Consider the following 13,874-nt stretch of genomic DNA (forward strand, 5'->3'; position numbering starts at 1 on the left):
TACCGCGAGGCGGAGTTAGTTGAGTACGCAGAACAGGCTGACGCACATCGACGAGGCGGGCGCGGCCCGCATGGTCGACGTCTCGGAGAAGGACGTCACCGCGCGGGTGGCCCGCGCCAGCGGCCGGGTCCTCGTCTCGCCGCGCGTCGTCGAGCTGCTCCGCGGCGAAGGGGTCCCCAAGGGCGACGCCCTCGCGACCGCCCGGATCGCCGGAATCATGGGCGCCAAGCGCACCCCCGACCTGATCCCGCTCTGCCACCCGCTGGCCGTCTCCGGCGTCCAGGTCGACCTGAGCGTCGCCGACGACGCGGTGGAGATCGCGGCCACCGTGAAGACGACGGACCGTACCGGCGTCGAGATGGAGGCCCTGACAGCCGTCTCCGTCGCCGCGCTCACCGTGATCGACATGGTGAAGGCGGTCGACAAGGCGGCGGTCATCACGGACGTACGGGTCGAGTCGAAGTCGGGCGGCAAGTCCGGCGACTACCGGCGCACGGCACCGGACGGGGCGGACGCGTGACGGCGCCCGGCGCGTCACCGGACCCGTCCCCCTACCGCGCCCTCGTCGTCACCGCCTCCAACCGCGCCTCGGCCGGCGTCTACGCCGACAAGGGCGGCCCCCTGATCTCCGAGGCGCTCGACCGGCTCGGCTTCGCCGTCGACGGGCCGCAGGTCGTGCCCGACGGCGACCCGGTCGAACAGGCCCTGCGCGCGGGCGTCACCGCCGGGTACGACGTCATCGTCACGACCGGCGGTACGGGCATCTCGCCCACCGACCGCACCCCCGAGGCCACCCGCCGCGTCCTGGACCACGAGATCCCCGGCATCCCGGAGGCGATCCGCGCCGAGGGCCGCGGCCAGATCCCCACCGCCGCGCTCTCCCGGGGCCTCGCGGGTGTCGCGGGCCGCACGCTCATCGTGAACCTGCCGGGCTCCACCGGCGGGGTGCGCGACGGACTCGCCGTCCTCGCCCGTCTCCTGGTGCACGCCGTCGACCAGCTGCGCGGCGGCGATCACCCCCGACCGGGGAGCCCGAGCTGAACGTCTCGACCTGGCCGGTGGTCCTCAGCGACGGCGGGATCGTGCTCCGGCCGATCAAACTGCGCGACCAGCGCATGTGGCGCGAGGTCAACCGGCGCAACCGCGACTGGCTGCGCCCCTGGGAGGCGACCGTGCCGCCGCCCGCCCCGGGCGGGCCGGTGGCCCGGCGTCCCACGTACCGTCAGATGATCCGGCATCTGCGCGCCGAGGCCAACGCGGGCCGGATGCTGCCCTTCGCCATCGAGTACGAGGGCCGGCTGGTCGGTCAGCTGACGGTCGCCGGGATCACCTGGGGCTCGATGTGCTCGGGCCATGTCGGCTACTGGGTCGACCAGGACGTGGCCGGCCGGGGCGTGATGCCGACCGCGGTCGCCCTCGCCGTCGACCACTGCTTCCGCACGGTCGGACTGCACCGCATCGAGGTGTGCATTCGGCCGGAGAACGGGCCCAGCAGAAGGGTCGTGGAGAAACTGGGATTCCGCGAGGAAGGTCTGCGCCCGCGCTATCTCCACATCGACGGTGCCTGGCGGGACCATCTCATCTATGCGCTCACCGCGGAGGAAGTACCCGACGGACTGCTCCGGCGCTGGCACCGGGCACGACCCGGAACGCCACGGGAAATAAAATAAGTGTTCGATATTGATCGGTAGTTGGCTGATACCGAACGTACAAATGCCCATGATTGATCCGAACAATCACAAAAAAAGTCCGTGATATCAGCCGGATCGTGCGACACACCGGGCCAATTGGCGGATGCCTCCCCGCAAACCCCTCTACGGTGTGAGATGTGAGCAGCAGCGGCCTCATCTACGCAGTCATCGTCGGGGCCTGGGCCGCCTACTTGGTGCCGATGTGGCTCCGCAGGCAGGACGAGCTCAACGAAGCCCGTCCGACAGAACGCTTCAGCACCGCCATCCGGCTGCTGTCCGGACGGGCGGCGATGGAGCGCCGGTACGCCAAGGACCTGCGGGAGCGCATCGGCGAAGAGGCGGAGCCCGGCGCGGACCCGGATGCCGACACGGACCGAATGGATTCCGTGGACGTCCGGGCCTTCGCCGCGCCCGACGCGCACACCGAAGCCAGGGTGTACGACCCGGCCCAGGCGCTGGAGCGCGCGTCCGAGGAGCGCCCCGAACCGGCACAGGCGGAGTCGAAGGCAAAGGCAAAGGCGTCGGCTTCCGCGCGACGCGCACGCCAGCGCCCCGGCGGAACGGACGCCGAGCGTGTCCGGCGTGCCCAGCGCCTCCAGGTTCTCGCGCGCCGTCGGCGCACCACCGTCGTCCTCTTCCTTGCCTTCACCCTCGGCGCGGTCGTCGCGGCAGTCGGCGGCCTGCACTTCCTCTGGGCACCCGCGGTTCCGGCCGTGCTGCTGAGCACGTACATCGTGCATCTGCGGGCCCAGGAGCGGCGCCGGTTCGCCTTCACCATGGACCGGCGCCGGGCCGAGGTGGCGGCGCAGCACCTGCGCGAGAGCCGCACCCGCAGGCACCAGCCGGCCGCGGCGGCCCCGGCCGAGCCCGACGAGGAACCCGAAGCGCGCCGCCCCGAGCCGGAGCCCGCGCCCGTGGTCTCCCCGCAGGAGGCCGGCCGCCGCGCCCTGGTCGAGCAGACGGACCACGCGGAATGGGTCGACCAGCAGCGCGAGCGCGGCCGGGTCCAGGGCGACACCTGGGAGCCGGTCCCGGTCCCGCTGCCCACCTACGTCACCGCCCCGGTCGCCCCGCGCGCCACGGGCGGCGTCGAGGTCGGCAACCCGGAGACCTGGAGCGCGGCCCGCTCCAGCGCCGCCGAGCCCACGGGCACCTCGCACCCCGTGGTGCCCCCGGTCGACCCGGCGCCGCGCCAGCGCACCAACCAGTCCCGCCGCACCCGCGACCGGGGCCGGACCCCCCTCTTCGACCAGTACGAGGACGGGGAGCGCCCGAGAGCCGCCAATGAGTGAGCCCGCTCCGGGCCGCTGCGCCGCCGCCTCGGCTGACCAGCACGGACCGGATTTCCGAGCACCCCGTTCGAGGTGCTAGAGTTTCACTCGTTGCAAGGGCCTGTGGCGCAGTCTGGTAGCGCACCTCGTTCGCATCGAGGGGGTCTGGGGTTCAAATCCCCACAGGTCCACCGCACACACGAGATCCCGCCCGATCGAAAGATCGGGCGGGATCTCGTCATTCAAGTCTCTACTCGGATGAAAGTTGTCCAAGCCGGCCTGCCGACCGCCGGGAAATCGGGGTCGGTACCGGAACCGGCGGGCCGGGACGCGGATCAGTGCACGGCGTCCAGGCGGGCCCGCTGATCGTCCGTCAGTTCCAGGTCCACCGCCGCCAGGTTCTCCTTCAGCTGTGCCATCGACGACGCCCCGGCCAGCGGGATCACGGGCAGTCGGCTGCCGATCTGCCAGGCCAGGACAACCTGGTTGATGCCGGCACCGGTCTCGGCGGCGACCTCGCGCAGCACGGCGAGACGGGCGGGTGTGCCGGGGTGGTCGTAGTCCTGGGGGAGCGGCTTGTCCGGGCGGGTGTAGGCGCCCGCGAGCAGGGGTGAGTACGCGACCAGGGTCAGGCCGGGCTCGGCGCGCAGGTAGCTGAGCATCTCGGGTCCGGCGTGGCCGAGGCTGCCGTCCTCGAAGAGCGGGCTGGGGATGTCGAACCGGGGGCGCAGGTGGCTGTGCTGGTACTGCAGCACCTCGTAGCCGGGCAGTCCGGCCGCAGCCGCGAGCGCTCGGGCGCGCTCCACCCGCCAGACGGCGTGGTTGCTGGCCCCCAGCAGCCCGACCGTCCCCTCCGCCGTCAGCTCCCCGAACGCCTCGACGGTCTCGCCGAGCGGTACGGTCCGGTCCTCGATGTGCGCGTAGAGCAGGTCGAGCCTGTCCACGCCGAGCCGTTCCCGGCTGCGCTCGGCGGCCTCGCGGACGGCCTTCGCCGACAGGCCCTCCGCGTTGTCGACGTACCCGGTGCCGGGCGCGAGGGGTTCGGCGCCCACCTTGGTGGCGATGACGATCTCGTCTCCGACACCGCGACTGCGCCGCCACTTCCCGAGCAGCCGCTCGCTCTGGCCGCCGAGGCCGCCATCGACCCAGTAGGCGTAGTTGTCGGAGGTGTCGATGAAGGTGCCGCCCGCCTCGACGAAGTGGTCCAGGACGGCGAACGAGGTCTTCTCGTCGGTCACCGACCCGAAAAGCATCGCGCCGAGCGCGAGGATGCTCACCTCGCGGCGGGTGGCCGGATCCGTTCCGATGGTGCGGTACTTCATGACTGTCCCCTCCGGTTCCGGCCGCCGTGGTCCGGTGGCCGTGGAAGGGAGTGTGCTTGTTGAAGTGCACTTCAAGGCAAGGCGGTTCGGACCGCTGTCGAGCGGGTCCCTGCCGGCGGCGCACCTGTTCGCGGGGAGGCCGGGTGCCGGGCGGGCGGCGCCTGCCCCGAGGCGGGCGTCGCCTACGCTGACCGTGTTCACCCGCATGAGTCCTTCCGGATTCTCTGCACGGAGAGGAGCGCCCGGTGACGGTCGACGAGATGCCCGAACCGCGGATCGACACCAGCAGGCCCCACCCCGCACGTGTCTACGACTGGCTGCTGGGCGGCAAGGACAACTACCCGGTCGACCAGCAGGTGGCGGAGAAGCTGCCCGAGGAGGCGCGCGGCAACGCGGCGCGGAACCGGGCCTTCATGCACCGGGCCTCCGCCTGGCTGGCCCGCCGCGGGGTCGATCAGTTCCTCGACATCGGCACCGGCATCCCCACCGAGCCCAATCTGCACCAGGTCGTCCAGGCGATCACCCCGTCCGCCCGGGTCGTCTACGCGGACAACGACCCGATCGTGCTGCGGCACGCGCAGGCGCTGCTGGTCAGCAGGCCCGAAGGGATCACCGACTACCTCCACGCCGATGTACGCCGGCCCGGGGCGATCCTCGAACACGCCCGTGGACTGCTCGACTTCGACCGGCCCATCGCACTCTCCCTCATCGCGCTCATGCACTTCCTGCCGGACGACGAGGACCCTTACGGCCTCACCCGCACCCTGGTCGACGCGCTGCCCGCGGGCAGCTTCCTGGTGCTCTCGCACGGCACGGCCGACCAGCACCCGGAGCTCAAGGACGAGACCGAGGCCACCTACAAGAAGGGGGCGATTCCGCTGCGGATGCGAACCCGGAGCGAGGTGGAGCCGTTCTTCGAGGGGCTGGAGCTCGTCGAGCCCGGACTGGTCTTCGCCACGCAGTGGTACCGCGAGGAACCCGCACCGGTTCAGGAGCGCAGCGGCTTCTACGTGGGCGTCGGCCGGGTGCGCTGAGCCGTCGGGGGGCGCGTCCGGGGCCGATGCGTCCGGGGACGGTGCGGCAGTCCACCTTCCGCGCGCACGAGCGAGAAGGTGGACCGATGAGCAATCTGCACGATCTCCTGGAGAAGCGCGTCGGTGGCGGACCGGCGCCCGGGGCCGTGGGCCTGGTGGCCCGGGGGGACCGGGTCGAGGTGGTGGCCGTCGGGTCGGCCGATGCGGACGGTCGGGTCCCGATGGGCAGGGACTCGATCTTCCGCATCGCCTCGATGACCAAGCCGGTCACCGCCGCGGCGACCATGATGCTGATCGAGGACGGCCGGCTCGCGCTGGGCGAACCGGTGCGGCAGTGGCTGCCGGAGCTGGCGGCACCGAAGGTGGTCCGCACGCCGGCCTCCCCGGTCGACGATGTGGTGCCCGCCGAGAAGGTCATCACCGTGGACGACCTGCTCACCTCCCGGGCCGGGTACGGCTTCCCGCCGAATTTCTCGCTGCCCGCGGTCGAGCTGCTGTTCGGCGAGTTGAAGCAGGGGGACCTGCAGCCCCGGGACATCCAGGCGCCGGACGCGTGGATGGCCACGCTGTCCCGTATCCCGCTGCTCCACCAGCCGGGCGAGGAGTGGCTGTACAACACCTGCTCGGACATCCTCGGGGTGCTGATCGCCCGGGTCGCGGCCCGGCCGCTGCCCGAGTTCCTGGCGGAGCGGCTGTTCGAGCCGCTGGGCATGGCCGACACCGCCTTCGCCGTGCCGGCCCGGAAGGCCGACCGGTTCACCAGCTACTACCGGGCCGCCCCGGCGGGCGGCCTCCAGCTGCTCGACGCCCCGGACGGGCAGTGGAGCAGCATGCCCGCCTTCCCGTCCGGCGCCGGCGGGCTGGTATCGACCGTCGACGACTGGTTCGCCTTCGCCCGGATGCTGCTCGCGGAGGGTCATCCGGAAGGGACTCCCGGCGGGCGTCGGCTGCTGTCCGCCGAGTCGGTGCGGCTGATGACCACCGATCATCTGACACCGGCGCAGCGCCAACGTGGCAGGCTGTTCCTGGAGGGACAGGGCTGGGGCTACGGCGGTTCGGTCGACGTCGAGGCCATCGAGCCTTGGAACGTACCGGGACGCTACGGCTGGCTGGGCGGTACGGGAACGGCGGGACATCTCACTCCCGCCACCGGCGCCGTCTCCATTCTGCTGACCCAGCTGGCCATGGACGGACCGACGCCGCCCCCGCTGATGCGGGAGTTCTGGCGGTACGCGGCCGGCGCCTGACGGCCCGGTGGCAGGCCGGTAGGGCCTGTCCGGCGGATCAGGGCCGGACAGGCTCTACCGCAGCGGCTTCGCGAAGCAGCGGCTGCTCTCGTACGTGCGGTAGTGGCCGAACTTCTCGCACGGGGTGTAGCCGCTGGAGGTGTACAGCGCGATCGCCTCGGGCTGCTGGTCCCCGGTCTCCAGCACCATGCGGATGCGGCCCGCCGCCCGCGCGTCGGCCTCCAGGGCGGCCAGGATGCGGCGGGCCAGTCCGTTGCCGCGACTCCCGGGTATCACGAACATCCGCTTCAGTTCGGCGTCGCCGTCCGAGTAGCCCTCGTCGTTGCGGTCCTGGGTGCGCCAGCCGCCGGTGGCGACGGGGCGGTCCTGCGCGTCGTAGGCGAGCAGGTACAGACCGTGCGGGGGTTCGAACATCGAGGGGTCGAGCGGTGTGACATCGCCCTCGTCCCCGTACCGCTCGGCGTATTCGAGCTGCACCTGGTCGTTGAGTTCGACGGCGTGGGGGTGGTCGAAGGGCCGAGGGTGGATATACATGCATGGCATAGTACATGTATACGGACGCCGGATGTCGGTATCGTGCCGGAATGCTCACTGTCACCACCGTCAACGTAAACGGGCTCCGGGCCGCCGCCAAGAAGGGTTTCGTCGAGTGGCTGGCCCGGACCGAAGCCGATGTGATCTGCCTCCAGGAGGTGCGGGCCGAGCCGCAGCAGCTGCCCGAGGAGGTGCGCGATCCGGAGGGCTGGCACACGGTGCACGCACCGGCCGCCGCCAAGGGGCGGGCCGGGGTCTCCCTCTACTCGCGGCGTGCGCCCGAGCGCGTGCAGATCGGGTTCGGCGGCTTCGGGGACGCCGGGAGCGAGGAGTTCGACGCGAGCGGGCGCTACGTCGAGATCGACCTGCCGGGTGTCACGGTCGCGAGCCTGTACCTGCCCTCCGGCGAGGTCGGGACCGAGAAGCAGGACGAGAAGGAGCGGTTCATGGCCGCGTTCCTCCCGTATCTGAAGGGCCTGAAGAAGCGGGCGGCGGCTGACGGGCGCGAGGTGGTGGTCTGCGGTGACTGGAACATCGCCCACCAGGAGGCCGACCTGAAGAACTGGAAGGCCAACAGGAAGAACTCCGGCTTTCTCCCCGAGGAGCGGGAGTGGCTGACCCGGGTCTTCGACGAGGCCGAGTACGTCGATGTCGTACGGGCGCTGCACCTCGACGAGGAGGGGCCGTACTCGTGGTGGTCCTACCGCGGGCGGGCCTTCGACAACGACACCGGCTGGCGGATCGACTACCAGGTGGCGACGCCGGGCCTGGCCGGGCGTGCGGTGAAGGGCTGGGTCGAGCGGGCGGCGGCGCACGCCGAGCGGTGGAGCGACCACGCGCCGGTGACGGTGGTCTTCGAACAGTAGAGCGTGCGAACGGGGGGAGTGCGGGGCGGCCGGAGCCGGGCAGGATCCCGGCGTGCGATCAAGGGTTCCGGCCGGGCGGCCGCCGTGTGACCGCCCGTCAGGGGGCCGGGTTCTGCGGCGGCCCGTCGGTGTTCTCGCGGCGCAGGCGGCGGTCCAGGGCCATGGAGAGTTCGGCGGCGACCACCGCGCGGGCCAGTGGCCGGAGTCGGGACGGTTCGGTCTCCTCGCTGTGCTCCTCCATGACACCTGCGAAGAGTTCGGCGAGCGCGTCGGCGTGCTCGCGGACGCGGCGGCCGGTCTCCAGCACGGTGGCGAGCGGCACGCCTTCCCGTACCAGCTGGGACGAGACCTCCAGCAGGCGGCGGCTGATGTGGACGATCTCGTCGCCGTCGGTGGCGAGATAGCCCAGGTCGAGGGCGGCCGCCAGATTCTCCGTGCCGGTCTCGCCCTCGAAGTAGTCCGCGAGCTGCTCGGGGGTGAGGCGGACCGGGGTCTCCTCGGTCGGTTCGCCCAGTCCCAGCACCTCGGCGACGTCGCGGCCGCTCTCGATGGTGCGGGCGAGGTCGGCGATGCCGGTGAGGGTGTGCCCGCGCTCCAACAGGCCGGTGATGGTGCGCAGCCGGGCCAGATGGTGATCGTCGTACCAGGCGATGCGTCCCTCGCGGCGGGGCGGCGGGATCAGTCCGCGCTCCCGGTAGAAACGCACGGTCCGCACGGGGATGCCGGCTTGCTCGGCCAGCTCCTCCATGCGGTATTCGCGGTGCTCGCGTCCTTCGGCCACCCCCGCACCCTACCGGCCTCCCCCGTGGGGCAGGCCGACTGTTGTACCGCCGGTAACTTTCCCTCTTCGTACCCCTACCCATCAGTACGGAGCTGTTCTAGTCTCCCAACAATGCCAGTGATTGCTGGCGGAGTCGTGTGACGTATCGCGGGAGGCGGCAGCATGGCCCAGCACGAGCACGTACGAGTGGCGGTGATCGGATCCGGATTCGGGGGCCTCGGCGCCGCCGTCCGGCTGCGCCGCGAAGGCATCACGGACTTCGTCGTCCTGGAGCGGGCCGATTCCGTCGGAGGCACCTGGCGCGACAACAGCTACCCCGGCTGCGCCTGCGACGTACCGTCCCACCTCTACTCGTTCTCCTTCGCGCCCAACCCCGAGTGGCCGCGCACCTTCTCCGGGCAGGAGCACATCCGCGCCTACCTGGAGCACGTCGCGGACACCTTCGGACTGCGCCCGCACCTCAGGCCGGGCCACGAGGTGACGCTCATGCGCTGGGACCGCGAGGAGCTGCGCTGGGACATCGAGACGGCCAACGGTGCCTGCTTCACCGCCGACTTCGTCGTCTCCGCGACCGGTCCGCTCTCCGACCCGAAGACCCCGGACATCCCCGGTCTCGCCGGCTTCCCCGGCAAGGTCTTCCACTCGGCCCGCTGGGACCACGACGCCGACCTGACCGGCAAGCGCGTCGCCGTGATCGGCACCGGCGCCTCCGCCATCCAGATCGTGCCCGCGATCCAGCCGAAGGTCGCCGGCCTGGCGCTCTTCCAGCGCACCCCGCCCTGGGTCATGCCGCGCATGGACCGCAGGATCAGCCGTGCCGAGCGCTGGCTGCACCGCGCCCTGCCCGTCACCGGCACCGCGCGCCGCGGACTGCTCTGGGGCATACGGGAGTTGCAGGTCAGCGCCTTCACCAAGCATCCGAACGAGCTGGGCGTGGTCGAGAAGATAGCCAGGGCCAACATGGCGAAGGCCATCAAGGACCCCGTGCTGCGGGCCAAGCTGACCCCCTCGTACCGCATCGGCTGCAAGCGCATCCTGCTCTCCAGCACCTACTATCCGGCGCTCGCGCAGCGCAATGTGGACGTGATCACCTCCGGTCTGGCCGAGGTGCGCGGCTCCACGCTCGTCGCCTCCGACGGTACGGAGACCGAGGCCGACGCGATCATCTTCGGCACCGGCTTCCATGTCACCGACATGCCGATCGCCGAGCGCGTGGTGGGCGCGGAGGGCATCACGCTCGCCGAGTCCTGGAAGGACGGCATGCAGGCGCTGCGCGGCGCCAGCGCCGCCGGCTTCCCCAACTTCATGACGGTCATCGGCCCCAACACCGGGCTCGGGAACTCCTCGATGGTCCTGGTGATCGAGGCCCAGCTGAACTACATGGCCGACTACCTGCGCCAGCTGAACGTGCTGGGCGGACGGGTCGCGCTCGACGCGCGGGCCTCGGCGGTCGGCGCCTGGGACCGCCGCATCCAGGAGCGGATGAAGCGCACCGTGTGGAACACCGGCGGCTGCAACAGCTGGTACCTGGACGCCCATGGGCGCAACACCACCGTCTGGCCGGGCACCACCACCGAGCTCCGCAGGGTCACGCGGTCGGTCGACCTCTCGGAGTACGAAGTCGTACGGATCCCGGAGCGGGCCGCCGCCCCGGCGAAGGCCGTCGCCGAGGAGGTCGTGGGATGAGCCGGCTGCTGCGGCGCGACGACGGCCTGCCGGTCCCCGACCGCGAGCTGGTCGCGCGCTCCGCCGACGGTGCCCGGATCCATGTCGAGGTGCACGGGCGGGACGGCGCCCCGGTGGTGGTCCTCTCGCACGGCTGGACGTGCAGCACCCGGTTCTGGGCCGCGCAGGTCCGGGACCTCGCGGCGGACCACCGGGTCGTCGTCTACGACCAGCGGGGCCACGGCCGTTCGCCCGCCGTCGGCCGCGAGGGGTACAGCACCGAGGCCCTCGCCGACGACCTGGAAGCGGTGCTGGCCGCCACCCTCGGACCGGGGGAGAGGGCCGTGCTCGCCGGGCACTCCATGGGCGGCATGACGATCATGGCGGCCGCGCGGCGGTCCGGACTGCGCGAGCGCGCGGCGGCCGTACTGCTGTGCAGCACCGGCAGTTCGCGGCTGGCCGCCGAGTCCCGGGTGGTGCCGGTGCGGGCCGGTGCCCTGCGGACCGCGGTGACCCGCGCGATCCTCCGTGCGAAGGCCCCGCTCGGACCGGTCACACCGGTTTCCCGGCGGATACTCAAGTACGCGACGATGGGAGCGGGCTCCGCCCCCGACCGGGTGGACGCCTGCGCCCGGATCGTGCACGCCTGCCCGCGCGGCGCCAGGGCACCCTGGGGGCATGTCCTCGCGGAGCTCGATCTCGACGCCCGCGTACGGGAGTTGCATGTGCCCACGGCGGTGATCGCGGGTACGGCGGACCGGATGACGCCGCCCGTGCACGCCCGTGCCCTCGCGGCGGCGCTGCCCGACTGCCTGGGGCTCACCGAGCTGACGGGCGTGGGCCACATGACGCCGGTGGAGGCACCGGAGGCGGTCACGGCGAAGATCCGGGAGCTCGTCACCGGCCACCTCGTGGCGGGCAGGGACGCAGGTACGGACGGCACGGCCGAGAAGGAGGAGGTCGCATGAGCGACAGGAGTCTCGAAGGACAGGTCGTCGTCGTCACGGGCGCGGCACGTGGCGTGGGCGAACTGCTGGCCCGCAAGCTCTCGGCGCGCGGCGCGACGCTCGCGCTGGTCGGGCTGGAGCCGGACGAACTGAAGAAGGTCTCCGAGCGGCTGCACTCGGAGAGCGACCACTGGTTCGCGGACGTCACCGACCACGAGGCGATGGCACGGGTCGCCCAGGAGGTCAAGGCGCGGTTCGGGAAGATCGACGTCGTCGTGGCCAACGCCGGGGTCGCCTCCGGCGGGCCGTTCGTCGACTCGGATCCCGAGGCGTGGCGGCGGGTCATCGAGGTCAATCTGATCGGCGGCGCGGTCACCGGGCGGGCCTTCCTGCCGGTGCTCATGGAGAGCCGCGGCTACTTCCTCCAGATCGCCTCGCTCGCGGCGATGACACCGGCGCCGATGATGACCGCGTACTGCGCGTCCAAGTCGGGCGTGGAGGCGTTCGCGCACAGCCTGCGGGCCGAGGTCGCCCACCGGGGCGTGAAGGTCGGGGTCGGCTATCTGTCCTGGACCGACACGGACATGGTGCGGGGCGCCGATCAGGACGACGTGATGCGGGAGTTGCGCCGACGGCTGCCCTGGCCGGCGAACCGCACCTACCCGCTGGGTCCCGCCGTCGACCGGATCGTGGCCGGTATCGAACGCCGGTCCCCGCACGTGTACGCGCAGTGGTGGCTGCGCGGCATGCAGCCCGTGCGCGGCTGCCTGCCCTCGCTGATCGGGGTCGTCGGACAGCGGGAGGTCCGCCGGTTCGGCTCGCGGCTGGACGGCGTGAGCAGGGGTCTCGTCGGCGCCGGGGGCGCCGCCGACCAGGCGGTGAGGGCGGCGACTACGCAGCGTAAGTGATCGACATGCGGTGGGTGCCAGGTCCTGCGACGCTGATCGAGGTCCTCACGGACCGTCCCTCAAGCACCCACTAGGAGTGAACGGAATGGGTATCGCAGACCAGTTCAAGGACAAGGCGCAGCAGCTCGCAGACCAGGGCAAGAAGAAGGCCGGCGAAGGCCGCACCGAGGGCCGGGAGCGCACGCGCCCCGAAGGCCAGGAGCGGATGCGCACCGAGGGCCGCGAGCGGATGCAGAACGTGTCCGAGCGGGCCTCGAAGACGTCGCAACAGGGCCGCGACAAGGCCCGGGGCGCCGCGGACGAGCTCCGCGAGCGTCGCGAGCGCTGACCGGCCGACGCGACACCGCGCGTTGTCTGTGAGGGGCGCGCCCGGATCTCCGGGCGCGCCCCTTCCGCGCGGTGCGGGCCGGGGCGTTCGACGGTCCCGGCCCCACTCTCAGTCCTCGGCAGCCGGGTGCGCCAGGTCGCCGGGGTCGGTGTTCGCCCCGCACAGCACCACGGCGACCCGCTCGCCCTCGCGCGGCCGGTAGCCGCCCGGCGCCGTCGGCCCGTCCGGAAGGTCCGGTGCGGTGAGCGCGGCCAGTGCGGTGGACGCGGCGTGCTCGACGGCTACGTGGTGGTGGTCCCACAACGCCCGGCGGGCGCGGGCGATTTCGCCGTCCGGCACCAGGACGGAGCGGACGTCGTTCTCGCGGGCGGCGCGCAGGGCCAGGGCGGTGGCCCGCCGGGCGCCGAGGGCGTCGACGGCGACCGAGTCGACGGGGACGTCGACCGGCCGGCCGGCCTCCAGGGCGGCGTTCAGCGCCCGGCAGTTCTCCGGCTCGACGGCGACCGTGCGGATCCTGTGGTGCCGGGCGGCTGTGGCGACCCCGGCGAACAGACCGCCGCCGCCGACCGAGACCACCACGGTGTCCAGGCCGGGGATCCGCGCGTGGATCTCCTCCAGCAGGGTGCCGGCCCCGGCGGCGATCAGCGGATGGTCGTAGGCGTGCGCGGCGAGCGCGCCGGACGAGAGGGCGAACTCCTCGCACGCTTCGAGGGCTTCGGCGTACTCCGCGCCGGCCAGCCGCACGTCCGCCCCGTAGCCGCGCAGCTTGGCGATCTTCACCGCCGGGGCGACGCTCGGCAGGAACACCGTGGCCCGTACGCCCTGTTGCCGGGCGGCCCAGGCGCAGGCCAGCCCGGCGTTGCCGCCGGAGGCGATGGTGACCCCCGCGTCCGGCAGGGTGCCTGCCTCGCGGTGGGCCTGGATGAAGTTCTGCGCGCCGCGCGCCTTGAAGGAGCCGGTGTACTGCATGAACTCCAGGGCGTACCAGAGCTCGTACGGCTCCTCGGACGCCGTGCGGGTCGTCTCCGGCGCCACGGGTGCGACGGTGACCGGGCGGATGTGCCCGGTGGTCCGGTCGGTGGCGGCCTTGATGTCGTCGTACGTGAGGTCGTTGCCGAACAGATCCGTGTCCCGGTCGCCCATGTCTTCTCACTCCCGTGGTCGCTGGACCGACCAGCTTATGCAGCCGGGTCCGGCGCTGCCCGACGCCGCTCGCGTCCCACCGTCCCACCGTCCCTCCGCGCCGTCACCGCGAACGGCATCTCCGCAGGTGGGCGCGT

General features: G+C 72.1%; 15 protein-coding genes and 1 tRNA gene. 12 read left to right on the forward strand and 4 right to left on the reverse strand.

The genetic code is table 11. From position 1 onward, the window contains the following. Positions 1-19: 19 nt before the first annotated feature. From moaC to IE107_RS21555, 5 genes are all read left to right on the forward strand, one after another. Complete coding sequence (gene moaC / locus IE107_RS21535) at positions 20-520, forward strand: cyclic pyranopterin monophosphate synthase MoaC (protein ID WP_189545473.1); 501 nt, start codon at positions 20-22, stop codon at positions 518-520. Then, the gene (locus IE107_RS21540; RefSeq protein ID WP_189545474.1) at positions 517-1,041 is read left to right on the forward strand and encodes a MogA/MoaB family molybdenum cofactor biosynthesis protein; all 525 of its coding nucleotides are present in this window, start codon (positions 517-519) and stop codon (positions 1,039-1,041) included. The genes moaC and IE107_RS21540 overlap by 4 nt, the downstream gene beginning before the upstream one ends. A 17-nt stretch (positions 1,042-1,058) precedes the next feature. Next, positions 1,059-1,670 carry a GNAT family N-acetyltransferase gene (locus IE107_RS21545; RefSeq protein ID WP_189545475.1) on the forward strand — a complete coding sequence of 204 codons (612 nt, stop codon included), beginning with the start codon at positions 1,059-1,061 and terminating at the stop codon, positions 1,668-1,670. Between the two features lie 158 nt (positions 1,671-1,828). After that, positions 1,829-2,983, forward strand: a complete 1,155-nt coding sequence (gene sepX, locus IE107_RS21550) for a divisome protein SepX/GlpR (protein WP_189545476.1) — start codon at positions 1,829-1,831, stop codon at positions 2,981-2,983. A gap of 96 nt (positions 2,984-3,079) precedes the next feature. Then, positions 3,080-3,153, forward strand: a tRNA-Ala gene (locus IE107_RS21555). A gap of 144 nt (positions 3,154-3,297) precedes the next feature. Here IE107_RS21555 and IE107_RS21560 read toward each other — a convergent pair. After that, complete coding sequence (locus IE107_RS21560) at positions 3,298-4,284, reverse strand: aldo/keto reductase (protein WP_189545477.1); 987 nt, start codon at positions 4,282-4,284, stop codon at positions 3,298-3,300. Between the two features lie 260 nt (positions 4,285-4,544). Here IE107_RS21560 and IE107_RS21565 point away from each other — a divergent pair, with 260 nt between their 5' ends. Then, positions 4,545-5,318 (forward strand): SAM-dependent methyltransferase, encoded by a 774-nt coding sequence (locus IE107_RS21565; RefSeq protein ID WP_189545565.1) that lies wholly within the window; start codon positions 4,545-4,547, stop codon positions 5,316-5,318. Between the two features lie 86 nt (positions 5,319-5,404). Beyond that, a complete protein-coding gene (locus tag IE107_RS21570; protein WP_189545478.1) occupies positions 5,405-6,565 on the forward strand; it encodes a serine hydrolase domain-containing protein in 1,161 nt (386 codons plus the stop codon). Positions 6,566-6,619: 54 nt separating this feature from the next. Here IE107_RS21570 and IE107_RS21575 read toward each other — a convergent pair whose 3' ends face one another. After that, positions 6,620-7,099, reverse strand: coding sequence for a GNAT family N-acetyltransferase (locus tag IE107_RS21575; RefSeq protein WP_189545479.1), 480 nt, complete (start codon positions 7,097-7,099; stop codon positions 6,620-6,622). 50 nt (positions 7,100-7,149) lie between these two features. Between IE107_RS21575 and IE107_RS21580 the strand changes: the two genes are divergently transcribed. After that, complete coding sequence (locus IE107_RS21580) at positions 7,150-7,965, forward strand: exodeoxyribonuclease III (protein WP_189545480.1); 816 nt, start codon at positions 7,150-7,152, stop codon at positions 7,963-7,965. 97 nt (positions 7,966-8,062) lie between these two features. Here IE107_RS21580 and IE107_RS21585 read toward each other — a convergent pair whose 3' ends face one another. Beyond that, positions 8,063-8,713 (reverse strand): MerR family transcriptional regulator, encoded by a 651-nt coding sequence (locus IE107_RS21585; RefSeq protein WP_189545566.1) that lies wholly within the window; start codon positions 8,711-8,713, stop codon positions 8,063-8,065. A gap of 195 nt (positions 8,714-8,908) precedes the next feature. On the opposite strand from IE107_RS21585, the gene IE107_RS21590 reads away from it, so the two are divergent. The 4 genes from IE107_RS21590 (at position 8,909) to IE107_RS21605 (ending at position 12,594) form a co-directional block, all read left to right on the forward strand. Beyond that, positions 8,909-10,432: a flavin-containing monooxygenase gene (locus tag IE107_RS21590; RefSeq protein WP_189545481.1), complete on the forward strand. Its 1,524-nt coding sequence runs from the start codon at positions 8,909-8,911 to the stop codon at positions 10,430-10,432. Further along, positions 10,429-11,379 carry an alpha/beta fold hydrolase gene (locus IE107_RS21595; protein WP_189545482.1) on the forward strand — a complete coding sequence of 317 codons (951 nt, stop codon included), beginning with the start codon at positions 10,429-10,431 and terminating at the stop codon, positions 11,377-11,379. Before IE107_RS21590 ends, IE107_RS21595 begins: the two co-directional genes overlap by 4 nt. Further along, positions 11,376-12,266, forward strand: coding sequence for an SDR family oxidoreductase (locus tag IE107_RS21600; RefSeq protein WP_189545483.1), 891 nt, complete (start codon positions 11,376-11,378; stop codon positions 12,264-12,266). Before IE107_RS21595 ends, IE107_RS21600 begins: the two co-directional genes overlap by 4 nt. Before the next feature lie 85 nt (positions 12,267-12,351). Then, entirely contained in the window at positions 12,352-12,594 is a 243-nt protein-coding gene (locus IE107_RS21605; RefSeq protein ID WP_189545484.1) for a hypothetical protein, read from the forward strand. Between the two features lie 108 nt (positions 12,595-12,702). Here IE107_RS21605 and IE107_RS21610 read toward each other — a convergent pair whose 3' ends face one another. Next, positions 12,703-13,737 (reverse strand): serine/threonine dehydratase, encoded by a 1,035-nt coding sequence (locus tag IE107_RS21610; protein WP_189545485.1) that lies wholly within the window; start codon positions 13,735-13,737, stop codon positions 12,703-12,705. Positions 13,738-13,874: the final 137 nt, after the last annotated feature.

Origin of the sequence: Streptomyces gelaticus (assembly GCF_014649535.1) — a bacterium.
Classification (GTDB): Bacteria; Actinomycetota; Actinomycetes; order Streptomycetales; family Streptomycetaceae; genus Streptomyces; species Streptomyces gelaticus.